This window comes from Kitasatospora sp. NPDC093679 (assembly GCF_040683455.1).
GTDB classification, from domain to species: Bacteria; Actinomycetota; Actinomycetes; order Streptomycetales; family Streptomycetaceae; genus Kitasatospora; species Kitasatospora arboriphila.
Genome location: NZ_JBFBDW010000007.1, coordinates 14807 through 37756 on the forward strand (window position 1 = coordinate 14807; position 22950 = coordinate 37756).

Below are 22950 nucleotides of genomic sequence, written 5' to 3' on the forward strand. Positions count from 1 at the left end.
GGCCGGGGCATGGTCCGGTACGGAGCAACAACGTTCTGAGCAGGCCGGAGGGTTCCGCGGAGATCGCGCGTCACGGAAAATTGACTCGCCGTCCACCGTCCGCCCACACCCGGGGCGGTCCGGCGGCTCAGCTCTGCTTCGGGCCCTGGCCGCCGCTGATCGTACCGTCGGCGTTGCGGACGGGCAGAGCCGCGGCACCGTCCGGGGTGACCCGGGTGGCGCCGATGTAGTCGCGTTGGTCGATGGTGTCGTAGCGGATCACCGCGCCGGTGTGCGGGGCGTCGATCATGTAGCCGCCGCCGACGTAGATCCCGACGTGGTGGATGGACCGCGGATCGTTCAGGTCGTTCGCGAAGAACACCAGGTCACCCGGGCGGAGTTGGTCCCTGGAGGGGTGCTCGCCGGCGTACCACTGGTCGTTGGCCACCCGGGGCAGGGCGATGCCGACGCTCTCGAACGCGGCCTGGGTGAGGCCCGAGCAGTCGAAGCGCCCCTGCTGCGAGGGCAGGCCCTCGCCGCCCCACAGGTACGGCGTGCCGAGCTTGGTCTGCGCGAAGTAGATCGCGCCCGCGGCCTGCTGGGAGAGCCCGACCGCGGTCTGCGGGGCCGGCGCGGTGAAGCTCCTGGCCAGCGACTGGATGTTCTTCACGTAGCCCTGGGTCTCCCGGTAGCCCGGGACCCCGCCGGCCTTTATCACCGCGTACGGGCCGGCGTTGTAGGCGGCCAGCATGTTCGCCTGCCGGTCGCCGGGCACGTTGGAGACGTCCTTGGCCAGCGCGCAGTCGTAGGTGGCGGCCGAGGCGATGGCGTCCGCCGGGTCCCAGATGTCGCGCCGGCCGTCGCCGTTGGCGTCCACCCCGTAGGTGGCCCAGGTGCCCTCCAGGAACTGCGCCATGCCGTACGCCTTGGCCGGGCTCTTGGCGGTCGGGTCGAATCCGCTCTCCTGGTACAGCTGTGCCGCGAGCATCGGGGGTGAGATCTCGGGGCAGAGGGTGCCCCATTTCTCGATCAGCGGCCGGTACGTGGTCGGCACCGTGCCCGACGAGATCGAGAGGTGGTTGGTGCCCGACCGGGCCGTGCCGCTCGCGGCGAAGGTCCCGACCGTGACGATTCCGACGAAACCGACCGCCACGACCGCTGCAGCGGCGGCCGCCGTGCCCGCTCTGCGGAGTACCATCAGCACCATCCCCGACGTGGCGTCAGTTGCGAGTGTTCCGGAAGGCATTGCTCAGCGCAATCAGCACAGATACGAAGAGTGAGCGGTATCCTTCGTACGGTGGACATCCTGTCGTACGTGTCCCGCGCCTCACGACCAATCCGCGAGATATAGCCAAGTCGACATCAGATCTGGCCAAGAATAGGTCCTGCCCCTTCGCGAAGCCGTGTTCCGGGGCCTTGAATTTGCCTGATCGGGCGGTGAGATGGAATGAACCTGAGCAGCGTGGACAGCAAGGTGGTCGGCTACCTGGCCGAGGACCCACCCAAGAAGGCCAACATCGACACCATCATCGGCGGCATCGCCCCGGACTGGGGACCGTTCGCCAGCCTCGGGTCCGAGGCGCGGGTGATGGTCGAGGTCGTGATGGCGGTCGCCATCCTGGCCTGCCTCGCCATCGCGGTCTGGGGGGCCGCCAAGCAGCGCATCGGCGCCACCGCGATGCGTGACACGTTCAGTGCCGAGCAGGGTAAGGGACTGATCATCGCGGGACTGACCGGCGTGTTCATCATCGGATCGCTGGGCACCCTGTTCACCATTGTCTACGGCATGGCGATCTGACGATCGTACGGATCAGATAGTCATCCCGGCAGAGCGGCCATGCGACTCTGCCGGCACAGTCGTGTTCGCGTCACCGGGGCCCCGCGGGGCTCCCAGCACCAGGAGGGCCGCCGTGCCGTTGTCCGACGACCAGCCGCACACCCGTACGCGGCTGCCGGTCGGCGAACAGCCCTCCCACCAGGTGACCGCACGTCAGCCGCGTCCCGTCCGGACCCTGCTGACCGTCCTGCTCGTGGTCACCCTGCTGGTGATCGCCGTCTCCGTCGCCAACCGCGGCAGGCCCGACCCGGGCAGCGCCGGCAGCGGCACCGCCGCCCCCGGTTCCGGGGACGGCGCCCAGGCCGGTGCGGCCGCCACCGCACCGAGCGGCACCAAGCCCGTCGACACCACCGCCAACGGCATCGCCAACGGCTTCCCGCACACCGACCAGGGCGCCCAGTCGGCCGCGGCCAACTACGCGACCGCCCTCGGCTCCGCGGAGATGTTCCGGACCGCGAGCCGCCACACCGTCGTCGACACCGTCTCCGACCCCACCGTCGCCGCCGCGATCCAGCAACGGCTCGACGCCGCCTTCACCGCCGAGAACAACGGCCGCTTCGGCCTCGACGCCGAGGGCCGGGCCCCCAAGGGCCTCACCTTCGTCAGCCGCACCGTCCCCGTCGGCACCCGCACCACCAACTACGCCGACACGGCGACGAAGGTGGAGGTGTGGTGCACCGGGCTCCTCGGCCTGGCAGGACAGGGCTCCACCAGGCCCGTGGCGGAGAACTGGTACACGCTCACCCTCACCATGCGCTGGACGGGCAGCGACTGGAAGCTCACCGATTTCAGCCGCCAGGCCGGTCCGGCCCCCGTACCCGGCGACCAGCAGGCCGCGACCGCCGAGGAGATCACCGGTGCCGTCCAGCAGTTCGGAGGCTTCCGCTATGCCCGCTGACGGATCGACGAGACGACTCCTGGCACGGGCGGGCACGGTGGGTACGGCACTGTTGGCCGTCCAGGTGGCAGCCGTGACGACGGCCGCCCGGGTGTTCGCCGACCCCACGCCGTCCCCCACTCCCAGCCCGTCCTGCAAGGTCGACCTCCCGGTGGCCGGGGCCGACAAGGTCTGCGCCCCGCCCGGCACCACGGTGGTCGGCGGCGGCGGCGGCCTCGGCACCGTCACCGACCCCCTCGGGTCGCTGGCCAAGGGCTGTGCGCAGGCCGCCGCCTGGGTGGTGCGCAAGCTGTCGGGGGCGATCGACGGCACGACGCAGGTGGACTTCACCAACGCCGCCTTCCTGCAGCAGTACGCGGTGGTGTTCGCCGGTTCGACGGTCATCACGCTGGTGCTGTGGCTGCTGGCGGTGACCAAGCGGGCGGTGCGCGGTGCCCCGCTGACGCAGGCGTTCTCGGAGGCGATCGGCTTCCTGTGGCTGACGGTGGTGGCCTCGGCGTTCACCCCGCTGATCCTCTACACGGTGGTCTCGGCGACGGACGGCCTGACGGCGGCGATCTCGGCCGGCACCAAGTCGGACACCGGCACCTACCTGGGCGGCTTCGCGGACACCCTGGAGAAGGGCTCGCTCGGCGGCGGTCCGCTGATCCTGATCATCGTGTCGCTGGTGGCCGTGCTGGCCGCCGCCGTGCTCTGGATCGAGCTGCTGATCCGGGCCGCGATGCTGTACGTGGGCGCGCTGCTCGGCACCGCCGTGTACGCGGGCCTGGTGGACAAGCAGCTGTGGAAGCACGTCCGCCGCTGGGCCGGCCTGATGCTGGCGGTGGACCTGGCGAAGCCGATCATCGTGATCATCCTGGGCCTGGCCGGCGCGGTCGCCACCGGGGCCGGGGCCGACGACGACTTCGCCCGGGTGCTCTCCGGCCTCGCGATCCTCTTCCTGTCGATCTTCTCCAGTGCGGCCGTCTACCGCTTCGTGCCCGGCTTCGGCGACGAGCTCCAGCAGGTGCGGCGCGCCCGGGCGAGTGCGGTCTCCGCCGGCTCGGCGATGATCAACGGCCCGGCGAACCTGGTCAAGCAGGGCATCTCGGCGCACGGTTCGCGCGGCGGCCCGCAGGCGGCCAACGCCTCCTCCGGCGCGGGCGGCTCCGGCATCGCGCCGGGCATCGCCGCGCACGCCGGCCGCGCCGCGGCGCCGCCCGCCCCGCCGTCCGTTCCGGCCCCCGCCCCGATCAACAACCCCACGAAGGGAGGGTGACGGGTGAGCAGCGAACCGCTCGGCCAGTTCGGCGCCCAGTACGCCCAGCCGTACGTGCACCAGCGCCGCACCTACCTCATCGGCAAGTCCCGGCCGAACGCGCCGATCGGGCGCAACCGCGAGTCCGGCGAGATCGTGCTGATCATCTTCGGCGCGTTCCTCGGCATGATGTGGGGTCTGCTGATGCCGGTCCTGCCGCTGCGGATCGCCGGCCTGGTGGGCTTCCCGCTGTTGGCGATCATGGCCGTGTACGTGCCGTACCGCCGCCGCACCTTCTACAAGTGGGTGGAGATCAACCGGACGTACCGGCGGACGGTGCGCAGCGGCCGGGCGGTCTGGAAGTCCGAGGTGATCGACGCGGGCACCCGGCTGGACGGCCGCGAGGTGGAGGTCGGGCCGCCGCCCGGGGTGGGCCGGCTGCGCTGGCTGTCCGCGCCGTTCGGGCCGGACGAGGTCGGGGTGCTGATGCACCTGGAGCGCCGGACGGTCACCGCCGCGATCGAGATCGAGGGCCCGGGCGTCGGCCTGCGCGACTCGGAGGACCAGGAGGCGCTGGTCGACCGGTTCGGCACGCTGCTCAAGCACGTGGCGAACGGCGACGGCTTCGTGACCCGCCTGCAGATCCTGGCCCGGACGCTGCCCGCGGACCCGGACGCGCACGCCAAGGACGTGGAGCGCCGCGGGGACGACGAGGCGCCGCGCTGGCTCAAGGAGTCGTACGACCAGCTGCAGTCGATGGTGTCGACCTCGTCCGAGCAGCACCGCGCGTACCTGGTGGCCTGCATGCACTACACCCGCGACCTGGCGGCCGAGGCGCACGCCATGGGACGGACGGCGGACGGCCGGCGGCAGCGCGACGACGAGGGCCTGGCGACGGTGATGGCCCGTGAGCTGACCGACATCTGCGCCCGGCTGGCGGAGGCGGACATCCGGGTCCGGCAGCCGCTGGGCCAGGCCCGGCTGGCCTCGCTGGTGCACTCGATGTACGACCCGGACCACCCGATCGACCACATCCAGGCGATGAGCCGGCGCAACGCCTGGCCGGCCGAGCTGGACGCCACCCACCCGCAGTTCCTGCAGGCGAAGACCCGCGAGTCGGCGACCCGCGAGCCGTGGTGCCACGCCACCGCCTGGGTCAAGGAGTGGCCGCTGACCCCGGTCGGCGTGAACTTCCTGGCGCCGCTGCTGGTGCACACCCCGGACGTGATCCGCACGGTCGCCGTCACCATGGACCTGGAGCCGACCGACGTCGCCATCGAGCGGATGCTCACCGAGAAGACCAACGACGAGGCCGAGGCCAACCGCGCGGCCAAGATGAACCGCACCGTCGACCCGCGCGACCTGGCGCACACCGGCCGGGTCGACCAGCGCGGCGACGACCTCGCCTCCGGCGCGGCCGGCGTCAACCTGGTCGGGTACATCACGGTCTCGGCCCGCACCCCCGAGGCGCTGGCCCGCGACAAGCGGACCATCCGCGCCTCGGCCGGCAAGAGCTACCTCAAGCTGGAGTGGTGCGACCGCGAGCACCACCGGGCGTTCGTCAACACGCTGCCGTTCGCGACCGGCATCCGCCGCTGAGGGAGGGGACCCCGTGCTCGGCAACCTCACCGACGCCTTCACCAGCCTGATGTTCGGCAAGGTGGAGACCACCCGTCTGCCCGTCCGCACCTCCACCGGCCAGGCGCAGGCGGTCTACCTGCCGACCGCCGCGCCGGGCCTGGGCGACTCGGGCGTCATCATCGGCCGCGAGGTGTACAGCGGCAAGGGCTACGTCTACGACCCGTTCCAGCTGTACGGCCAGCAGCTGCCGGCGCCGCACTGGCTGGTGCTCGGCGAGTCCGGCAACGGCAAGTCGGCGCTGGAGAAGACGTACGTGCTGCGCCAGCTGCGGTTCCGCGACCGGCAGGTGGTGGTGCTGGACGCGCAGGGCGAGGACGGCGTCGGCGAGTGGAACCTGATCGCCAACGCGCTCGGCATAAAGTCCATCCGGCTCGACCCGATGGCGGCCCGGGACGGCGGGGTGAAGCTCAATCCGCTCGACCCGTCGATCACCACCACCGGCCAGCTGTCACTGCTGCGCACCATCATCGAGGTGGCGATGGGGCGAGGGCTGGAGGAGCGGGCCGGTTTCGCGCTGAAGGCCGCGCACGCCCACGTGCACGCCACGGTGAAGGACCGCCAGCCGGTGCTGGACGACATCATCTCCACCCTGCGCAACCCCGACCTCTCCTCGGTGGAGTCGCTGGGGGTGGCCGTCGGCGACGTGCAGTCCTGGGGCCTGGACGTGGCGCTGGTGCTGGACCGGCTGGTCGACGGCGACCTGCGCGGCATGTTCGACGGCCCGACCACGGCCGGCATCGACCTGGACGCGCCGCTGATCGTCTTCGACCTGTCGCACATCGACCGGAACTCGATCGCGATGCCGATCCTGATGGCGATCGTCGGGGTCTGGCTGGAGCACACCTGGCTGCGGCCGGACCGGGTGAAGCGGATCTTCCTGGTCGAAGAGGCCTGGCACATCATCAACAGCCCGTTCGTGGCGCAGCTCTTCCAGCGCCTGCTGAAGTTCGGCCGTCGTCTCGGCCTGTCCTTCGTGGCGGTGGTCCACCACCTGTCGGACGTGGTGGACGGCGCGGCCGCGAAGGAGGCCTCCGCGATCCTGAAGATGGCCTCCACCCGCACGATCTACATGCAGAAGGCCGAGGAGGCGAGAGCCACCGGCCGGGTGCTGGGCCTGCCGCGCTGGGCGGTGGAGATCATTCCGACCCTGTCGCCCGGCATCGCGGTCTGGGACGTCAACGGCAACGTCCAGGTGGTCAAGCACATCATCACCGAGTCCGAGCGGCCGCTCGTCTACACGGACCGGGCGATGACCGAGGACGCCGTCGCGGAGCGCCAGCGGGCCGAGCAGCAGCTCGCCTCCGAACCGATGATCTGACCGCCCGGCGGCGCCGGCCGCCGGAGCTCACCGGAGGCCTTCGGCGGCACCGGCCGCCAGCACGCCGGTCGCCGCGGCGGCGGTCAGCAGCCAGGCGGCGCCGGTCTGCCACGGCCCCCACGAGGACAGCAGCCCCGCGGCCAGGGCGTGCGCGCACCCGTACCCGGCCGCGAGCGTCGCCGCACCGCGGTCGCCCCGGGGGGCGTACCGGCCCGAGGCGAACAGCGCGAGTCCGGCCGGCAGCAGGAAGGTCAGGCCGCAGAACAGCGCGGGCCCGGTCTCGATCATGCGGACGAACTGCTCCTCGCCGTCCGCGTACCCGGAGGCGTCGCGGGGTGCGGCGAACGGCTGCAGCACCAGGGCCGCGTACGCCGCGGTGCCGAGTGCGGCGGTGAACCAGAGCACCGAGGAGGCGGTCAGCAGCCACCAGGCGGTCAGGCTCGCGGGACGGGGGCGGGCGGGGCTCTCCATGACGGTGACGCTACGGCCGCTGCGGCAGGCGCCGCCTGAGTACGCGTGCTCAACAACGTGTCAGCTGGTGGAAACCCTCTCGTTACGTCAGAAGACCTGACAGCTACGCGCGTTGACCCTAGGCTTCACTGGTCATGCCACCATGGCCCCGGCCCCCGCCGGGCCCCAGACGGTACGGGGTACCCTCATGTCCACATCCGGTCAGACCGGCAGATACCGCCGTACGGCGCTCGCCGCGGCCGCGGCCGCGGGCCTGCTCGGCACGCTGCTCGTGCCGAGCGTCGCCGAGGCGCACGGCCACCACAAGCCGAAGGTCGAGGACCTCCAGCTCCTCGCCATCAACGACTTCCACGGCAACCTCGAGCCCCCGGCCGGCTCCTCCGGCACCGTCAAGGAGGTCGACCCGGCGACCGGCCAGGTGGTCTCCACCCCGGCCGGCGGTGTGGAGTACCTGGCCACCGCACTGCGCGACGCCCGCAAGGGCCACCGCAACACCCTGACCGTCGCCGCCGGTGACATCGTCGGCGCGAGCCCCCTGCTGTCGGGCCTGTTCCACGACGAGCCGACCATCGAGGCGATGAACAAGCTCGGCCTCGACGTCACCAGCGTGGGCAACCACGAGTTCGACGAGGGCTCCAAGGAACTGCTGCGCCTGCAGGACGGCGGCTGCCACCCGACCGACGGCTGCTACACCAAGGGCCGCAAGTTCAAGGGCGCCGACTTCCAGTACCTGGCGGCCAACGTCACCAACGAGAAGACCGGCCGCCCGATCCTCGACCCGTACTGGATCGCCGACGTGCACGGCGAGAAGGTCGGCTTCATCGGCGTCACCCTGGAGGGCACGCCGAACATCGTCACCGCCGCCGGGGTCAAGGGCCTCAAGTTCGGCGACGAGGTCGAGACGATCAACAAGTACACGGCCGTGCTGAAGCGCAAGGGCGTGAACGCGATCGTCGCCCTGATCCACGAGGGCGGCTACCCGGCCTCCACCACGTACAACTACGACTGCGGTGCGGGCGGCGCCGGCGTCTCCGGCCCGATCGTCGACATCGCGAAGAACATCGACCCCGCGGTCGGCGCGATCGTCACCGGCCACACCCACAACGCGTACGCCTGCGCCATCCCGGACAAGAACGGCGTGCCGCGCTCGGTCACCAGCGCCGCCTCCTTCGGCCGCCTGTACACCGAGATCAACCTGCAGATCGACAAGCGCACGGGCGCCGTCGTCCGCCCGTCGGTCACCGCCGCCAACCACGTGGTGCGCCGCACCGTGGCCAAGGCGCCGGACATGACCAAGCTGATCGACACCTACAACAAGCTGGCCGCGCCGATCGCCAACCGCCCGGTCGGCTACATCTCCGCGGACATCAACGGGCGCGGCTCCGCCGACCTCGAGAAGCCGCTCGGCGACGTCATCGCCGACGCCCAGCTGGCCGGCACGGCACCCGCCGACAAGGGCGGCGCGCAGATCGCCTTCATGAATCCCGGCGGCATCCGCTCGGACCTGGTCTACAAGGCCTCCGCGGCCGAGGGCGACGGCGTGGTGACCTACGGCGAGGCGTTCACCGTCCAGCCGTTCACCAACATGATGCAGGTCAAGACGCTCACCGGCGCCAAGGTCGTCGAGCTGCTGCAGCAGCAGGTCAGCGGCCTGAACGACGCCGCGCCGAAGATCCTGCAGGTCTCCAAGGGCCTCACCTACACCCTGGACATGACCAAGACCGGCGCCGCCCGGGTGGTCGTCTCCTCGATCAAGCTGAACGGCACCGCGATCGACCCGGCCGCGTCCTACCGGGTCGCCGCGAACGAGTTCCTGGCGGGCGGCGGTGACGGCTTCCCGGCCTTCACCTCCGGCACCAACACCCTGGTCGGCCCGTCCGACCTGGACCTGTTCAACGCCTACCTGGGCGCGAACAGCTCCGCCGCCAAGCCGCTGGCCCCGCCGGCCCGCGACCGGATCTCCCTGGTCGGCGACGGCACCGACAAGGACTGACGCCGCACCGGCACGAGCCGCGGAGGGCGGGGCACCTGAGGGGGTGCCCCGCCCTCCGCCCGTCCGCGTCCCGTGCCCGCTACCGAGGAGGGGTCGGCTGCCCGGGCAGTTGCAGGGTCGCCAGCGCACCCGGGCCGCCGTCCGCGGCGGGGCCGAGCGTCACCTCTCCCCCGGTGTCCCGGACGGTCTGCGCCACGATCGACAGCCCCAGGCCCGACCCGGGCAGCTGCCGCGAGGACGGCGAGCGCCAGAACCGGTCGAAGACGTACGGCAGCTCGTCCTGTGGGATGCCCGGCCCGTGGTCCCGGACGGTCAGCCGGCCGTCCGTCAGCGCCACGTCCACGGTGCCGCCCGGCGGGCTGTACTTCACCGCGTTGTCCAGCAGGTTGATCACCGCCCGCTCCAGCGCCGCCGCGTCCCCGTGCACGTACCAGGGATGCACCGACACGTCGAAGGCCAGTCCCGGCCCGCGAAGCCGGGCCCGCTCCACCGCGCGCCCGGCGATCTCGTGCAGGGCGACCACGGCGAGGTTCTGACCCGGCTTCGGCGAGTCCGGCCGGGACAGCTGCAGCAGGTCGCCGATCAGCAGGGTGAGCTCCTGCATCTGCGCCTTCATGTTGCCGAGCAGCTTGCTGCGGGTCGCCGGCGGCAGCGGCCGCCCGGTGTCGTCGCTGCGGATCAGCAGGTCGACGTTGGTGCGCAGCGAGGTGAGCGGGGTGCGCAGTTCGTGCCCGGCGTCGGCGATCAGCCGGGTCTGCCGCTCGCGGGAGTTGAGCAGGGCGGTGGACATCGAGTTGAACGAGGTCGACAGCCGCGCGATCTCGTCGCTCCCGTTGACGGGGATGGTCGTCCCGACCTCCTCCGTGCGGGCGATGTGCTCCACCGCGTCCGTCAGCTGGTCCACCGGCTTGAGCGCCGACCTGGCCACGATCCGGCCGGTGAACCCCGCACCGACCACGCCGACCGCGGCGACGCCGGCGAGGACGAGCGCGAGGTGCTGCAGCGAGTCCTGGACGGCGGTGACGTCCTGCGCGGTCAGCATGATCGCCGGTTCCTGGGATGGCACGATGTAGACCTTCGTCACCCGGACCACGGCGGCCTTGCCGCTGACGAAGGCGCCGTCCCGGTAGTGCGCCGTGTTGTCCGGCTCGTTCAGGATCGACTTGTCGCCCGGGTCGGTCTGAATGGCCTTGGTGGCCCCGAGCGGCAGGCAGACCACACCGGCCGTGGTCACCAGCTGGTTGTCCCAGCGGTTCGGCCCGCCGTGCTCGGGCCCGCCCCGGTTGGGGTGGGTGGCGGCGAAGACGGCGTTGGCGGCCTGCGACTTGGTCAGCGCCTGCTGCGGCGTGCTGCCGCAGCTCGGGAGGGTGTCGCCGGCCAGCTGCCCGTTCGCGATGGTCCGGAAGTCGTACGGCGCCCCGGAGAGGTTGGCGCGGACCTGCCGGTAGAGCTGGTCCTTGACGAAGAACCAGCACAGCAGTGCCGACAGCGCGATCGCCACGGCGACCGCGGCGGCGGTGAGCATGGCCAGCCTGCTCCGCAGCGAACGGCCGCGGAACCACCCCGTGAGCCGGCCGACCGCCTTCACGCCGCCGCGCCGCTGGCGGGCCGCAGCGCGTAGCCGACGCCGCGCACGGTCTGGATGAGCCGGGGCATGCCGCCGTGCTCGGTCTTGCGCCGCAGGTACATGACGTAGACGTCGAGCGAGTTGGACGACGGTTCGAAGTCGAAGCCCCAGACGGCCTTGAGGATCTGTTCCCGGGTCAGCACCTGCCGCGGGTGGGCGAGGAACATCTCCAGCAGCATGAACTCCGTCCGGGTGAGCTCGATCGGCTTGCCGCCGCGGGTGACCTCGCGGGTGGCGGTGTTCATCCGCAGGTCGGCGAAGGAGAGCACCTCGCCGTCGTCCTCGGCGGCGGCCGCGCGGGCGGCGGCCTCGCTGGCGAGGGCGCTGCGGCGGAGCAGGGCGCGGACCCGGGCGAGCAGTTCGTCGAGCTCGAAGGGCTTGGCGAGGTAGTCGTCGGCGCCGACGTCGAGGCCGGTGACGCGGTCGCCGACGGCGTCACGGGCGGTGAGCATCAGCACGGGCGCGGTGTCGCCGCGCGAGCGCATCCGGCGGACGGCGGTGAGGCCGTCCATCCGCGGCATCATGATGTCGAGCAGCACCAGGTCGGGCCGGTCGCGTTCGACGGCCTCCAGTGCTTCGAAGCCGTCGGTGGCGGTGGTGACCTCGTATCCCTCGAAGGCGAGGCTGCTCTCCAGGGCGTCCCGCAGGGCGGGCTCGTCGTCGACCACGAGGAGCCGCGCGGGGCCGGGGCCGGCGGTCTCGGCAGGGGTGCGGTCGTCGGCGGGGGGAGTCATGGGCTGGGGCCCTTTCTGGCTCTCGTGGGGGCGGTGCTGCGGGGGTGCTGCCATTGTCCTGCGGGAGGCGCCCGGGTGCGGGGGGTGTGCGGTCACAGGTTCCGGCCGGACTGCATGTCCGACAGGACCTGCTTGACGGTGTCGATCGGGATGGCGAAGCCGAGTCCGACGCTGCCGGCGCTGCTGGAGTCGGCGGTGGAGTTGGAGCCGCTCGCCGAGTACATGGCCGAGTTGATGCCGATGACCTGGCCGTTGGCGTTGATCAGCGGGCCGCCGGAGTTGCCGGGGTTGAGCGCGGCGTCGGTCTGCAGCGCCTTGTACGTGGCGGAATCACCGGAGCTGCCGGAGCCGTTGGAGCCGTTGGAGCCGGAGCCGCCCTGGTAGCCGGGCAGCTGCGGGAAGCCGAAGCCGCCGTTGCCGCGGGTGGTGCCCTCGTCGACCTGGACGGTGACCTCGCGGTTCTCGGCGCTGATGATGCCGGAGGTGACGGTGCCGGTGAGGCCCTCGGGGTTGCCGATGGCGACGACCGGGTCGCCGACCCGCACGGCGGAGGAGTCGCCGAGGACGGCGGGGGTGAGCCCGCTGACGCCGGAGGCGGTGATCACGGCGACGTCCAGGGACTTGTCGGTGCCGGTGACGGTGGCCTCGGCGGTGCTGCCGTCCTTGAAGGTGACGGTCATCCGCCCGCCGTCCACCGCGCCCGCTATGACGTGGTAGTTGGTGAGGATCTGGCCCTTGGCGGTGAGCACGACGCCGGTGCCGGTGGCGGTGCCGCTGCCGTCCTGCACGGTGATCTGGACGACGCTGGGGGAGACCGCGCCGGCGATCGCGGTGACGTCGGCGGTGCCGTCGGACCTGGCGGCGACCGGGCTGACCACCGTGCTGGTGGCCGCGGCGGTGGTCCCGCCGGCCTTGGTGACCACGCCGCCGGCGACCCCGCCGAGCACGGCGGCCACCGCGGCGACGGCCGCGGCCAGGGCGAGCCGGCCGCGCAGGAAGCCGCGCCGGGCGTGGCCGCCGGAGCCGGCCGCCGCGGCGGCGCCGGGGCCCTCGGGCGGTACGGGCGGCTCGGGCGGGTCCGCGAAGGCGGCGGTGTACGGCGGCGGGAGCTGCCCGCCGTCGGCGGTGTGTCCGGCGGGTCCGGGCACGGGCTCCTGGTGGGCGTCGGCCGGGTGCGCGGTCGGCTCGTGGGCCGGCCGAGCGGGGTGCGCGCCGGGCCACACCAGGTGGCCGTCGGCGGTGCGGTACGGGTCCTCGCTGCTGCGGTACGGGTCGCTCATGACGACCACGCTCCGCCCGGCGGATGAAGGCTTGATGAGAACGCGCTCAGAACGGTCCGAGAAGCCCGTCAGGTTCTCATAAAGCCTGGTCAGGCCGCAGGTGCGGGCTACCGGCCGTTGCAGCCGCAGGAACGCCGCACGACCAGGCGCGATTCGAACTTGCGCACCCGCTCGGTGTCCGAGCCGGGCACCATCAGCGAGTCGTCGAGCACCAGGTCGACCGCGGCACGGGCCATCGCGTCGCGGTCGGAGGCGACGGTGGTGAGCGGCGGGTCGGCGAGGGCGGCCTCGGGCACGTCGTCGAAACCGGCGACGGCGAGGTCCTCCGGCACCTTCAGGCCCACCTCGCGGGCGGCCCGCAGCACGCCGATCGCCTGGTCGTCGGTGGAGCAGAAGATCGCCGGCGGCCGGTTCGGGGAGCGCAGCAGCTCCAGGGCGACCTCGTAGGCGCCGTAGCGGTGGAACGGCGCGTCGACCAGGTGCGGCTCGGCCGGCAGGCCGTGCGCGGCCATGGCGCGCTGCCAGCCCTCGACGTGGTCGATGACCGGGTCGCCGGGGGCGGGGGACTCGACGGGGCCGCCGAAGCAGACCACGTACGGGTGGCCGTGCACCTCCAGGAGGTGGCGGACGGCGAGCTCGGAGCCGCCGACGTCGTCGGTGACCACGGCGACGTCGTCGATCGCCTCGGGCCGGCGGTGCAGCAGCACGACCTTGGCGCCCTCCATCGCGGCGAACTCCTCGGCGGCCCGCTGCGAGGGGCCCTGGCTGACCAGGATCAGTCCGGCGACCCGCATGCCGAGGAAGGCCCGCACGTAGTGGACCTCGCGGTCGTCCACGTAGTCGGAGTTGCCGATCAGCACGAGCTTGCCGCGCTCGGAGGCGGCGCGTTCGACCGCGTGCGCCATCTCGGCGAAGAAGGGCTGCCGGGCGTCGGGGACGACCATCCCGATCAGGTTGGTGCGGCGCGAGGCCATCGCCTGGGCGACGCTGTTCGGCCGGTAGCCGAGCTGCTCGATCGCCGCGAGGACCTTCTCGCGGGTCGCCGGGGCGACCGGTCGGGGTCCGTTGTTGATCACGTAGCTGACGACCGCGGTCGAGGTCCCAGCCAGTCGGGCTACATCGTCGCGCGTCACCTTGGCCACGGAGGGAGTCTACGCGGGTGGCAGGGGGACGGTAGGAGGAGTCTCACGTACCGGAGGGTCACCTGTCGGCCGCGGGAGGGTGCACCCCGCCCCTATCCGGACAAGCCGGACACCGGGGGCCTCGCGGGCGACGGCCGGACGCGGGTGCCGGCCGCCGCCCGCGGGCTCAGGCCTCCTGGACGGCGGCGGCGTGCTGCTCGGCGCCGGACCGGTCGCCGCCCTTGTCCGCCTTGTCCGGGACGACGAACCGGTAGCCGACGTTGCGGACGGTGCCGATCAGCTGCTCGTGCTCGACGCCGAGCTTGGCCCGCAGCCGCCGGACGTGGACGTCGACCGTGCGGGTGCCGCCGAAGTAGTCGTAGCCCCAGACCTCCTGCAGCAGCTGGGCGCGGGTGAAGACCCGGCCGGGGTGCTGCGCGAGGTACTTGAGGAGCTCGAACTCCTTGAAGGTGAGGTCCAGCACCCGGCCCTTGAGCTTGGCCGAGTAGGTGGCCTCGTCGACCGACAGGTCGCCGTTGCGGATCTCCATCGGGGAGTCGTCGGCGGTGACCTGGAGCCGGCCCATGGCGAGCCGGATCCGGGCCTCGACCTCGGCCGGCCCCGCGGTGTCGAGCAGCACGTCGTCGATGCCCCACTCGGCGGTCACCGCGGCCAGGCCGCCCTCGGTGACGATCAGCACCAGCGGGCAGCCGATGCCGGTGGAGCGCAGCAGCTGGCACAGGCTCCGGATCTGGGGCAGGTCGCGCCGGCCGTCGACCAGGATCACGTCGGCGCTCGGGGTGTCGACCAGGGCCGATCCCTCGGCCGGAGCGACCCGGACGTTGTGCAGGAGCAGGCCCAGTGCGGGCAGCACCTCGGCGGACGGCTGCAGGGCGTTGGTCAGCAGGAGGAGAGAACTCATACCCGGTAGTCCCCTTTCCGGGTCGTCGCGGTCGCGTTGCGCCTGCGGCGGGGGCCGGGCGGCGCGGCGGCGGTGAAGGTGGAGGATGCGCTCGCAGGGCGTCCGGGGGGAGCTCCGGTGGATTCGCGGGTGCGCACGGCACAGCGGTGCGGACGCGAGGGGTCCCGCGACCCCCGGCGTACCGTTCCTGCCCTGCCCATCCGCGAACCTTCCGGTCTGCTCCCGCGCCGGGTGAGGCCCGGCGCCGGTCCTGACGCCCCGTCGGGCCGCGGGCACTCCGTCGTGCCGTTGTCCTCGGGGTGTTCCCGCCTCCGGCGCGGGTGGTGCGCCGTTCGCAAGAACGTCCGTACTGGCGTCCTGAAAGCACAAAAGGACCCGGGGGCGACTCTGCCCGGATCCCTTACGCCTCGAGAATAGCCGACCACGCCCAGCTCCGGGAGGGGCGCGCGGCGAGTGCTGGATCACGCGGCGTGCGCCCCCGGCCCTCGCGGAGGCCCGCCGTCCGCCCGTCCGGGCCGGGGCGTTGACGTCCCGGCGGCCGTCCGGTCCATCATGGGTGCAGCACCGGCCGCACCGTACGTGTACACCTTGGCGTGGGCGGGCCGGCGGACGGAGCCGGGCCGCTGCACCGGGCGAGGGACGACGAGGAGGGCTTGCCATGGGCACCACCGCCGCTGCTTCACCCGGGGGAGTGGCCCCGGCCGCCGCACGGGTGACCGGGACGATCCGCTACTGGGCCGCCGCCAAGGCCGAGGCGGGCACCGCCGAGGAGCCGTACGAGGCCGCCACGCTCGCCGAGGCGCTGGCCGCGGTGCACGAGCGGCACGCCGACCGGCCCCGGCTGCTCCAGGTGCTCGGGCACTGCTCGTTCCTGGTCGACGGCGAGCAGGTCGGCACCCGCGACCGCGCCGGGGTCGCACTCACCGAGGGCGGCACCGTCGAGGTGCTCCCGCCGTTCGCCGGCGGCTGAGTCCGGCCGTCAGGAACCGCACGGGTCGGCCGATCGTCGTAGCACTCCGGACGGCACGGCGACACGGAGCGACCACCGGGAGACATGATGCGCGGCTGGCTGAAGGCGACGATCGGCCTGGCGGCCCTGGCCGGGCTGCTGGTCGGCGCGGACCGGGTGGCCGTGGGCGTCGCCGAGGACGAGGCCGCCGACCGGCTGGCGGGCAGCGGCCGGATGGCCCAGCGCCCGGCCGTGCACATCGACGGCTTCCCGTTCCTCACCCAGGCCCTCGCCAAGGAGTTCGACGACGTCCGGCTCTCCGGCGAGGGCATGACGGTCGGCAACGGCAGCCAGCAGGTGGCGCTGCGCTCCTTCAGCGCCCGGCTGTCCGGGGTGTCCGTCGGCGACGACTACCGCAGCGCCACCGTCCGCCACGGCAGCGGCACCGGGCTGATCAGCTACGCCGACGCGGCCCGGCTGGCGGCGCCGCAGTCGGGCGTGCCGGGCGCCGACCGCCTGGAGCTGTCGTACGGCGGCCCCGGCAAGGTCAAGGCCTCGTTGATGGGCGTGTCCGTCGGCCAGGGCGACGTGCACAGCTCGGGCAACACCATCACCGCGGACGGCTTCAAGCTCACCGGCATGGCATCGGTGCTGAACGGCGCGCTCGGCGGGAAGCTGGGCGCGCGCAGCTTCACCCTCACCGAGCTGCCGGCCGGCCTGAACCTCTCCGGCGCCGTGCCGCAGCCGGACGGCCTCCAGCTCACCTTCCAGGGCGAGAACGTCCGCGTGATCGGCTGATCCGCCGGTCGAGGCGCCGCCGCCGCCCCGTTCCCCCACCCCTCCCGTCCCGCACTGCGAGACGCGCTGTCCAGCAATGCCGTTTGCGCCGATGCCCCGGGCCCCGTTCCGGTCGTGCCGGGGCGGCATTCGTGCTGGCCGCAGGGGCGGTAAATCGGCAAATCCCAGCATTCGGGCCATCTGGTCTCATTATTCGACACGCTGATGACAGCGAGCCCGCGGTGTCCCTAGCATCGTCGGCATGAAGCGACAGGCGGATCTCACGAAGCGGCGGGCGGTAGACCTGTGCCGCGTGTCCACCTGCCTGTGTCGAATGCGCTGACCGGGCAGCTCTGACCAGCCCGTCAGGCCCCGCCCGCCCCGCATGCCGGCCCCGTGCGGCCCGCTCCCGGACCGCCGGCCCCCGGCACCTCTGACCCGAACCGCCCGTCAGGCCCACGACCTGCGGTGTCCGAACTGTGGACACCCGGTCGGAACCCGGGCCCGCGGGCACCCACAGCAGCCTTCCGCCAACCGCCCCCGGATGGAGACATCACCATGAGCCGCAGCGACGTCCTGGTCGACGCCGACTGGGTCCAGGCCCGCCTGGACGACCCGAAGGTCGTCATCGTCGAGGTCGACGAGGACACCTCCGCCTACGAGAAGAACCACATCCGCAACGCCGTCCGCATCGACTGGAAGACCGACCTCCAGGACCCGGTGCGCCGCGACTTCATCGACCAGGCCGGCTTCGAGGCGCTGCTCAGCGCCAAGGGCATCGCCAACGACCAGACCGTGGTGCTCTACGGCGGCAACAACAACTGGTTCGCCTCGTACGCCTACTGGTACTTCAAGCTGTACGGCCACGGCGACGTCCGTCTGCTGGACGGCGGCCGCAAGAAGTGGGAGCTCGACTCCCGCGAGCTGGTCGTCGAGGTGCCCGAGCGCGCCGCGACCGAGTACAAGGCGAAGGCCGTCGACAGCTCGATCCGCGCCTTCCGCGACGACGTGGTCAACGCGATCGGCAACCTCAACCTGGTCGACGTGCGCTCGCCCGACGAGTTCTCCGGCAAGCTGCTCGCCCCGGCCCACCTCCCGCAGGAGCAGTCGCAGCGTCCGGGCCACGTCCCGAGCGCCAAGAACATCCCGTGGGCCAAGAACGCCAACGACGACGGCACCTTCAAGAGCGACGACGAGCTGCGTGCGCTCTACCAGCAGGAGGGCGTGGACCTGGCCAAGGACACCATCGCCTACTGCCGCATCGGCGAGCGCTCCGCGCTCACCTGGTTCGTGCTGCACGAGCTGCTCGACCAGCCGAACGTGAAGAACTACGACGGCTCCTGGACCGAGTACGGCAGCCTCGTCGGCGTGCCGATCGAGCTCGGCAGCAACTGAGCCCCGGCTCGAACCGTAGGAAGGGAAGACAAGACATGTGCGGTGCGAAGGCCGGCGGCCCGGACCTGGCAGGAGTTGACGTGGCGAGCGAGACGATCATCCAGGGTTCGGTGACCCGCGACGGCGAGCCGGTCAACGGCTACGTGCGGCTGCTCGACGAGGGCGGCGAGTTCACCGCCGAGGTGCCCACCTCGGCGACCGGACAGTTCCGCTTCTTCGCCCGTCCGGGCACCTGGACGCTGCGTGCGCTGGTGCCGGGTGCGACCGTCGACCGCCAGGTCGTGGCCGCCCAGGGCGAGTTCACCGAGGTCGCGATCGCGGTCTGACCGCCGACGACCGGTGCCGTGGCCCCCTGCCGAGCAGGGGGCCACGGCCATACCCTGGAGGTGTGCAGGCACACCGGCGGCACGTCCGCTACTTCGTCATGATGGGCGTCTGCCTCGGCATGTTCGTCCTGGCCTGGGGCGTCGTGCGGCTCTGGTCCGTGCCCGCCGCGGTCGGGATGTGCCTGTTCGCCATGGTCATCCCGCCGCTCGCCGCGGTCTTCGCCAACAAGCGCGACCCGGACGACGACTGGTGGAACGACCCGCGCTGGGACGACCCGCGGTGGGACCGGCCCGGCCACGACCGGGACCGCCCCGACCACGAGCCGCGTCAGTAGACCAGCGCCTGTACCCCGTCGGCCATGATCTCGCTCAGGAAGACCTGGGCGCCCGCGATCCGGACCCCCTCGACGGTGTCCTTCTCGCCGATGTCCCGGCGCGCCGCGCACTGGGTGCACAGCGTCACCGTGCCCGCCGCGAGGACCGACTCCAGCAGCTCCGGCAGCGGCGCGGCGTGCGGCAGCTCGAACTCGGCCGCCCGGCCCGGCAGCGCGAACCAGGACGACTCCCCGGTCAGCCAGAGCGACACCTCGACCCCACTGGCGACCGCGACCGCCGCCACCGTGAAGGCCTGCGAGCAGCGCTCCGGCGCGTCCGCCCCGGCCGTGACCTTGATGACCAGCTTCTTCGACATGCCGCCCAGACTATCGACGGCGTGGCGGGGCTCACCGAGACCGGCCGGAGGGCGGCCGATAGACTCGCGACGTCATTCGTCTATCTGTCCGCCCGCCCGCAATGGAGCGCCTCGTGTCCGGTCTGGAAATCTTCTTCGACAGTCTGCTCGCGCTGATGGCCGTCCTGATCACCTGGTTCGCCATCTTCTCGGTGATGAAGCTCTACCAGGGCCAGCGCTGACGCCGCCCGACTGCCGTAACGTGTGGAGTCAGCAGACTCCGACGACAGCAGCAGGAAAATGATCGAGATCCCTTCCGACCTCCACCGTGACGTCGTCCCGCTGGCCTTCCTCCTCGGTACGTGGGAGGGCGCCGGCGTCCACGACTTCCCGGGCACCGAGAAGTGCAACTTCGGCCAGGAGGTCGTCTTCCGGCACGACGGCCGGCCGTTCCTGGAGTTCCGTTCCCGCACCTGGGTCCTGGACGAACAGGGCGAGAAGGTCCGTCCGCTGGAGAACGAGCACTCCTTCTGGCGGATCACCAGCAACCAGCACGGCACGTCCGGTGAGCGCGAGATCGAGGTCTCGTCCGTCCGCGACGACGGTACCGTGGAGATCTGGTACGGCAAGCTGCACGACGGCAAGCCGCAGATCGACCTCGCCACCGACGCGGTCGCCCGGATCGAGGGCGCCCCGGCCTACACGGGCGGCAAGCGCCTGTACGGCATGGTCAAGGAGGAGCTCCTCTGGGTCGGCGAGAAGGCCGCCCCCGAGGTTCCGCTGCGGCCGTACATGTCCGCGCAGCTCAAGAAGGTGCTGAGCCCGGCGAAGCTGATCCAGGACATCAACGACCTGCCGGACGACGGCATCGCGTTCTTCCGCTGACCGGCCGCCGGGCCCGCCCGGCCCGGTCCGCGGGACCGCACGAGGTAGGGACCGACCCCGGGGTCGGTCCCTACACTTGTCCCATCACCTCCAACGGGCAGGGACCTACCGTGGCGAACACCGAAACCCCCACCGACTGGAAGAGCGACCTGCGGCAGCGCGGCTACCGGCTGACCCCGCAGCGCCAGCTCGTCCTGGAGGCGGTCGACGTGCTGGACCACGCCACCCCGGACGAGATCCTCGGCCACGTCCGCAAGACCGCCAGCGGGGTCAACATCTCCACCGTCTACCGGACGCTGGAGCTGCTGGAGGAACTCGGCCTGGTCTCCCACGCGCACCTCGGCCACGGCGCCCCGACCTACCACCTGGCCGGCCGCCACACCCACCTGCACCTGGTCTGCCGGGACTGCGACAAGGTCACCGAGACCGACACCGCGATCGCCGCCCCGCTGATCGAGAGCCTGCGTGCCGAGCACGGCTTCGACACCGACCTCAAGCACTTCGCGATCTTCGGCCGCTGCGCCGACTGCACCGAAAAGCGCGGCGGCACGCAGTCGTAAGCTGGCCGGTATGACCGGAACCAAGAGCCCGCTGCTCGACCTGCCCGGCGCCGTCCCCGCCGAGGGACCCGACGAGGGCGTCGCCGCCCACTACGGCGACTTCTTCCGGGAACAGCGCGAGCTCGCCGCCGGCCGCGGCTTCGTCGACCTCTCGCACCGCGGGGTGGTCACCGTCAGCGGTGCCGACCGGCTCTCCTGGCTGCACCTGCTGCTCACCCAGCACGTCAGCGCGCTGCCCCCGCAGCAGGCCGCGGACGCCCTGATCCTCTCCCCGAACGGGCACGTCGAGCACGCCCTCTACCTGGTCGACGACGGCGGGACCACCTGGGTGCACGTCGAGCCCGGCACCGCGCCGGCGCTGATCGCCTACCTGGAGAGCATGAAGTTCTTCTACCGGGTGGAGATCGCCGACGCGACCGCCGACCTCGCCGTGGTGCACCTGCCGGCCGGCTCCGCCGCGTCCGCGGAGGGCGCCGCGGCCGTCCGGGAACTCCCGTACGGACGCGAGCTGTTCGTGCCGCGGTCCGAGCTGGAGGAGCTGACGGCCGGTTACGGGCCGGCGGCCGGCGTCTGGGCGTACGAGGCGCTGCGGATCGAGGACCACCGGCCGCGGCTCGGCTTCGAGACCGACCACCGCACCATCCCGCACGAGGTCGACTGGCTGGCCACCGCCGTCCACCTGCAGAAGGGCTGCTACCGCGGCCAGGAGACGGTCGCCCGGGTGCACAACCTCGGCCGCCCGCCGCGCCGGCTGGTCTTCCTGCACCTCGACGGCACCGAGGAGAAGCTGCCGCAGCACGGCGCCCAGGTCCGGCTGGCCTCGGACGGCGAGGACGGCCGTGCGCTCGGCTTCGTGACCTCCTCGGCCCGGCACTGGGAACTCGGGCCGATCGCCATGGCGCTGGTCAAGCGGAACGTCCCGGTGGACGCGGTGCTGCTCGCCGACGGCGTGCCCGGCACCCAGGACGTGATCGTCCCGCAGTAGGGGCGCCCCCACCGCGGCCGGAGGGGCTCAGACCTCCAGCAGCACGGTGAACGGCCCGTCGTTCACCAGCGACACCTTCATGTCCGCCCCGAACCGCCCGGTCTCCACCTTGGCGCCCAGCGCCCGCAGCTCGGCCACCACCGCGTCCACCAGCGGCTCGGCGACCGGGCCGGGCGCGGCGGCGTTCCAGGTGGGCCGGCGGCCCTTCCGGGCGTCGCCGTACAGCGTGAACTGACTGATCACCAGCAGCGGTGCGCCCAGCTCCTCGCAGGAGAGCTCGGGGGAGCCGGGGAAGAGCCGCAGCGTCCACAGCTTGCGGGCCAGCTGGGCGGCCTTCGCCGGGGTGTCCTCGTGGGTCGCGCCGACCAGCACGCACAGGCCCGGCCCCTCGATCGCGCCCACGCACTCGCCGTCCACCCGGACGGCCGCCTCCGACACCCGCTGCACCACTGCTCGCATGCCGCCATTCTGCCGGAGGCGCGCGGCGCCTCGGCGTGCGCCGGGTGGCGCGCGCGTGCGCCGAGGTCGGCGCAGGTCAGCGAGCGGACGCCAATTGTCGTACCAGCCATGGCGGTTCGCCAGGGGGGCCGTTCGGGTGCCGGGCGGTGCGCGGCCGCCCGCCGGGGTGGCACGCTGTCCGACGCCGCCCACGCACGGCCCGTGGACCGACCAGGTCCCCGGCGCCGCTAGCCCGAGCGGGTGGCACCGGCGCCCGCAGGGAACTCCCCGGGGCGGCCGGTCGTGTTCGGGTACGGGCAGCACGGCCCGGGACGCAGGAACAACGGCAGGTGGTGGATGGACGCGAGCGACATCGGCGGGCTGGGCCTGGACCAGCTACGGACGCTCCGGCGGGACGCACAGGAGCAGGAGGCCGACCTCTCGTACCTCCGCCGCCTGCTGCAGGGCCGGATGGACATCCTGCGGGCCGAGCTCGCCCGCCGCCGGGTGCCGCACGACCTCGCCCCGCAGCCCTCCGCCGACCTGCTCGACCGGCTGCCGGCGATCCTGGCCGACCTGCCCTCCCCCGTCCGCCGCCCGGCCCGGCACGTGACGCTCGGCCCGCCCCGCGGCGCCGAGTACCGCCGCGAGGCCGACGCACTGATGGGCGACGTCCGGCTCGCCGACCTCGCGGCACGCCCCACCTCCGCCCTGCTGTCCGCCGTCGAGCGGCTCTCGCGGCACGAGCGCGAGGTCTCCGGCCGGCGCCAGGTGCTGCAGCGGACGGCGGACGACTGCAGTGCGGAAATCACCCGCAGGTACCGTGAAGGGGAAGCACGGGTCGACGACCTGCTCACGGGAGGCTGAGGAGCGGGCGGCGGCCGGGCCACCCTCACCCAGTGCACTC

At 72.4% G+C, this 22950-nt stretch carries 25 protein-coding genes; 16 read left to right on the forward strand and 9 right to left on the reverse strand.

The genetic code is table 11. The features are described from left to right. Positions 1–127: 127 nt before the first annotated feature. A complete protein-coding gene (locus AB0O09_RS08310) occupies positions 128–1177 on the reverse strand; it encodes a bifunctional lytic transglycosylase/C40 family peptidase (protein ID WP_363540767.1) in 1050 nt (349 codons plus the stop codon). Between the two features lie 249 nt (positions 1178–1426). Here AB0O09_RS08310 and AB0O09_RS08315 point away from each other — a divergent pair, with 249 nt between their 5' ends. The 5 genes from AB0O09_RS08315 (at position 1427) to AB0O09_RS08335 (ending at position 6910) form a co-directional block, all read left to right on the forward strand. Further along, complete coding sequence (locus tag AB0O09_RS08315; RefSeq protein WP_263104159.1) at positions 1427–1777, forward strand: hypothetical protein; 351 nt, start codon at positions 1427–1429, stop codon at positions 1775–1777. Positions 1778–1889: 112 nt separating this feature from the next. After that, a complete protein-coding gene (locus tag AB0O09_RS08320) occupies positions 1890–2714 on the forward strand; it encodes a hypothetical protein (RefSeq protein ID WP_363540768.1) in 825 nt (274 codons plus the stop codon). Further along, complete coding sequence (locus AB0O09_RS08325; protein WP_363540769.1) at positions 2704–3972, forward strand: hypothetical protein; 1269 nt, start codon at positions 2704–2706, stop codon at positions 3970–3972. The genes AB0O09_RS08320 and AB0O09_RS08325 overlap by 11 nt, the downstream gene beginning before the upstream one ends. 3 nt (positions 3973–3975) lie before the next feature. Continuing rightward, positions 3976–5550: an SCO6880 family protein gene (locus tag AB0O09_RS08330; protein ID WP_363540770.1), complete on the forward strand. Its 1575-nt coding sequence runs from the start codon at positions 3976–3978 to the stop codon at positions 5548–5550. Positions 5551–5599: 49 nt separating this feature from the next. Next, positions 5600–6910, forward strand: coding sequence for an ATP-binding protein (locus AB0O09_RS08335; protein ID WP_363540896.1), 1311 nt, complete (start codon positions 5600–5602; stop codon positions 6908–6910). 27 nt (positions 6911–6937) lie between these two features. On the opposite strand, the gene AB0O09_RS08340 is transcribed toward AB0O09_RS08335, so the two are convergent. Then, a complete protein-coding gene (locus tag AB0O09_RS08340) occupies positions 6938–7381 on the reverse strand; it encodes a hypothetical protein (protein ID WP_363540771.1) in 444 nt (147 codons plus the stop codon). Positions 7382–7568: 187 nt separating this feature from the next. On the opposite strand from AB0O09_RS08340, the gene AB0O09_RS08345 reads away from it, so the two are divergent. Continuing rightward, entirely contained in the window at positions 7569–9374 is a 1806-nt protein-coding gene (locus AB0O09_RS08345; protein ID WP_363540772.1) for a bifunctional metallophosphatase/5'-nucleotidase, read from the forward strand. Between the two features lie 79 nt (positions 9375–9453). On the opposite strand, the gene AB0O09_RS08350 is transcribed toward AB0O09_RS08345, so the two are convergent. The 5 genes from AB0O09_RS08350 to AB0O09_RS08370 all read right to left on the reverse strand — a co-directional run bounded on the left by AB0O09_RS08350 (position 9454) and on the right by AB0O09_RS08370 (position 15058). Then, complete coding sequence (locus AB0O09_RS08350) at positions 9454–10899, reverse strand: HAMP domain-containing sensor histidine kinase (RefSeq protein ID WP_363540773.1); 1446 nt, start codon at positions 10897–10899, stop codon at positions 9454–9456. 59 nt (positions 10900–10958) lie between these two features. Further along, entirely contained in the window at positions 10959–11735 is a 777-nt protein-coding gene (locus AB0O09_RS08355) for a response regulator transcription factor (protein ID WP_344622590.1), read from the reverse strand. Between the two features lie 92 nt (positions 11736–11827). After that, complete coding sequence (locus tag AB0O09_RS08360; RefSeq protein ID WP_363540774.1) at positions 11828–13015, reverse strand: trypsin-like peptidase domain-containing protein; 1188 nt, start codon at positions 13013–13015, stop codon at positions 11828–11830. Between the two features lie 107 nt (positions 13016–13122). Beyond that, on the reverse strand, positions 13123–14157 hold the full coding sequence (locus tag AB0O09_RS08365) for a LacI family DNA-binding transcriptional regulator (RefSeq protein WP_363540775.1): 1035 nt from the start codon (positions 14155–14157) through the stop codon (positions 13123–13125). 166 nt (positions 14158–14323) lie between these two features. Further along, positions 14324–15058, reverse strand: coding sequence for a response regulator transcription factor (locus AB0O09_RS08370; protein WP_363540776.1), 735 nt, complete (start codon positions 15056–15058; stop codon positions 14324–14326). A gap of 658 nt (positions 15059–15716) precedes the next feature. Here AB0O09_RS08370 and AB0O09_RS08375 point away from each other — a divergent pair. The 6 genes from AB0O09_RS08375 (at position 15717) to AB0O09_RS08400 (ending at position 18840) form a co-directional block, all read left to right on the forward strand. Then, the gene (locus AB0O09_RS08375; protein WP_344622586.1) at positions 15717–16028 is read left to right on the forward strand and encodes a MoaD/ThiS family protein; all 312 of its coding nucleotides are present in this window, start codon (positions 15717–15719) and stop codon (positions 16026–16028) included. Positions 16029–16115: 87 nt separating this feature from the next. After that, positions 16116–16805 carry a DUF2993 domain-containing protein gene (locus tag AB0O09_RS08380; protein WP_344622585.1) on the forward strand — a complete coding sequence of 230 codons (690 nt, stop codon included), beginning with the start codon at positions 16116–16118 and terminating at the stop codon, positions 16803–16805. A gap of 241 nt (positions 16806–17046) precedes the next feature. Next, complete coding sequence (locus AB0O09_RS08385; RefSeq protein WP_350637490.1) at positions 17047–17127, forward strand: putative leader peptide; 81 nt, start codon at positions 17047–17049, stop codon at positions 17125–17127. Positions 17128–17342: 215 nt separating this feature from the next. Further along, positions 17343–18179: a sulfurtransferase gene (locus AB0O09_RS08390; protein WP_363540777.1), complete on the forward strand. Its 837-nt coding sequence runs from the start codon at positions 17343–17345 to the stop codon at positions 18177–18179. A 35-nt stretch (positions 18180–18214) separates the two neighbouring features. After that, positions 18215–18505, forward strand: coding sequence for a DUF1416 domain-containing protein (locus tag AB0O09_RS08395; RefSeq protein ID WP_030268750.1), 291 nt, complete (start codon positions 18215–18217; stop codon positions 18503–18505). A gap of 62 nt (positions 18506–18567) precedes the next feature. Then, complete coding sequence (locus tag AB0O09_RS08400) at positions 18568–18840, forward strand: DUF3099 domain-containing protein (protein WP_344622583.1); 273 nt, start codon at positions 18568–18570, stop codon at positions 18838–18840. Here the strand turns inward: AB0O09_RS08400 and AB0O09_RS08405 are convergent. Further along, positions 18834–19196, reverse strand: coding sequence for a DsrE family protein (locus tag AB0O09_RS08405; protein ID WP_359979011.1), 363 nt, complete (start codon positions 19194–19196; stop codon positions 18834–18836). The two genes, AB0O09_RS08400 and AB0O09_RS08405, sit on opposite strands and share 7 nt — an antisense overlap. Before the next feature lie 279 nt (positions 19197–19475). On the opposite strand from AB0O09_RS08405, the gene AB0O09_RS08410 reads away from it, so the two are divergent. The 3 genes from AB0O09_RS08410 to AB0O09_RS08420 all read left to right on the forward strand — a co-directional run bounded on the left by AB0O09_RS08410 (position 19476) and on the right by AB0O09_RS08420 (position 21605). Next, positions 19476–20060 (forward strand): FABP family protein, encoded by a 585-nt coding sequence (locus tag AB0O09_RS08410; protein WP_363540778.1) that lies wholly within the window; start codon positions 19476–19478, stop codon positions 20058–20060. Between the two features lie 110 nt (positions 20061–20170). Further along, positions 20171–20620: a Fur family transcriptional regulator gene (locus tag AB0O09_RS08415; protein ID WP_344622580.1), complete on the forward strand. Its 450-nt coding sequence runs from the start codon at positions 20171–20173 to the stop codon at positions 20618–20620. Positions 20621–20630: 10 nt separating this feature from the next. Next, entirely contained in the window at positions 20631–21605 is a 975-nt protein-coding gene (locus tag AB0O09_RS08420) for a folate-binding protein (protein WP_363540779.1), read from the forward strand. Between the two features lie 27 nt (positions 21606–21632). Here the strand turns inward: AB0O09_RS08420 and dtd are convergent, their stop codons facing one another. Further along, positions 21633–22064, reverse strand: coding sequence for a D-aminoacyl-tRNA deacylase (gene dtd, locus AB0O09_RS08425; RefSeq protein ID WP_030268761.1), 432 nt, complete (start codon positions 22062–22064; stop codon positions 21633–21635). A 336-nt stretch (positions 22065–22400) separates the two neighbouring features. Between dtd and AB0O09_RS08430 the strand changes: the two genes are divergently transcribed. Beyond that, positions 22401–22910: an ABC transporter substrate-binding protein gene (locus tag AB0O09_RS08430; protein WP_363540780.1), complete on the forward strand. Its 510-nt coding sequence runs from the start codon at positions 22401–22403 to the stop codon at positions 22908–22910. Positions 22911–22950: the final 40 nt, after the last annotated feature.

Excerpts from the sequence above, each read along its gene's own strand:
- AB0O09_RS08310 (WP_363540767.1), bottom strand. The coding sequence starts at position 1,177 with ATGGTACTCCGCAGAGCGGGCACGGCGGCCGCCGCTGCAGCGGTCGTG.
- AB0O09_RS08315 (WP_263104159.1), top strand. The coding sequence starts at position 1,427 with ATGAACCTGAGCAGCGTGGACAGCAAGGTGGTCGGCTACCTGGCCGAG.
- AB0O09_RS08325 (WP_363540769.1), top strand. The coding sequence starts at position 2,704 with ATGCCCGCTGACGGATCGACGAGACGACTCCTGGCACGGGCGGGCACG.
- AB0O09_RS08335 (WP_363540896.1), top strand. The coding sequence starts at position 5,600 with ATGTTCGGCAAGGTGGAGACCACCCGTCTGCCCGTCCGCACCTCCACC.
- AB0O09_RS08340 (WP_363540771.1), bottom strand. The coding sequence starts at position 7,381 with ATGGAGAGCCCCGCCCGCCCCCGTCCCGCGAGCCTGACCGCCTGGTGG.
- AB0O09_RS08345 (WP_363540772.1), top strand. The coding sequence starts at position 7,569 with ATGTCCACATCCGGTCAGACCGGCAGATACCGCCGTACGGCGCTCGCC.
- AB0O09_RS08350 (WP_363540773.1), bottom strand. The coding sequence starts at position 10,899 with ATGCTCACCGCCGCCGCGGTCGCCGTGGCGATCGCGCTGTCGGCACTG.
- AB0O09_RS08355 (WP_344622590.1), bottom strand. The coding sequence starts at position 11,735 with ATGACTCCCCCCGCCGACGACCGCACCCCTGCCGAGACCGCCGGCCCC.
- AB0O09_RS08360 (WP_363540774.1), bottom strand. The coding sequence starts at position 13,015 with ATGAGCGACCCGTACCGCAGCAGCGAGGACCCGTACCGCACCGCCGAC.
- AB0O09_RS08370 (WP_363540776.1), bottom strand. The coding sequence starts at position 15,058 with ATGAGTTCTCTCCTCCTGCTGACCAACGCCCTGCAGCCGTCCGCCGAG.
- AB0O09_RS08375 (WP_344622586.1), top strand. The coding sequence starts at position 15,717 with ATGGGCACCACCGCCGCTGCTTCACCCGGGGGAGTGGCCCCGGCCGCC.
- AB0O09_RS08380 (WP_344622585.1), top strand. The coding sequence starts at position 16,116 with ATGCGCGGCTGGCTGAAGGCGACGATCGGCCTGGCGGCCCTGGCCGGG.
- AB0O09_RS08385 (WP_350637490.1), top strand. The coding sequence starts at position 17,047 with ATGAAGCGACAGGCGGATCTCACGAAGCGGCGGGCGGTAGACCTGTGC.
- AB0O09_RS08390 (WP_363540777.1), top strand. The coding sequence starts at position 17,343 with ATGAGCCGCAGCGACGTCCTGGTCGACGCCGACTGGGTCCAGGCCCGC.
- AB0O09_RS08395 (WP_030268750.1), top strand. The coding sequence starts at position 18,215 with ATGTGCGGTGCGAAGGCCGGCGGCCCGGACCTGGCAGGAGTTGACGTG.
- AB0O09_RS08405 (WP_359979011.1), bottom strand. The coding sequence starts at position 19,196 with ATGTCGAAGAAGCTGGTCATCAAGGTCACGGCCGGGGCGGACGCGCCG.
- AB0O09_RS08410 (WP_363540778.1), top strand. The coding sequence starts at position 19,476 with ATGATCGAGATCCCTTCCGACCTCCACCGTGACGTCGTCCCGCTGGCC.
- AB0O09_RS08420 (WP_363540779.1), top strand. The coding sequence starts at position 20,631 with ATGACCGGAACCAAGAGCCCGCTGCTCGACCTGCCCGGCGCCGTCCCC.
- dtd (WP_030268761.1), bottom strand. The coding sequence starts at position 22,064 with ATGCGAGCAGTGGTGCAGCGGGTGTCGGAGGCGGCCGTCCGGGTGGAC.
- AB0O09_RS08430 (WP_363540780.1), top strand. The coding sequence starts at position 22,401 with ATGGACGCGAGCGACATCGGCGGGCTGGGCCTGGACCAGCTACGGACG.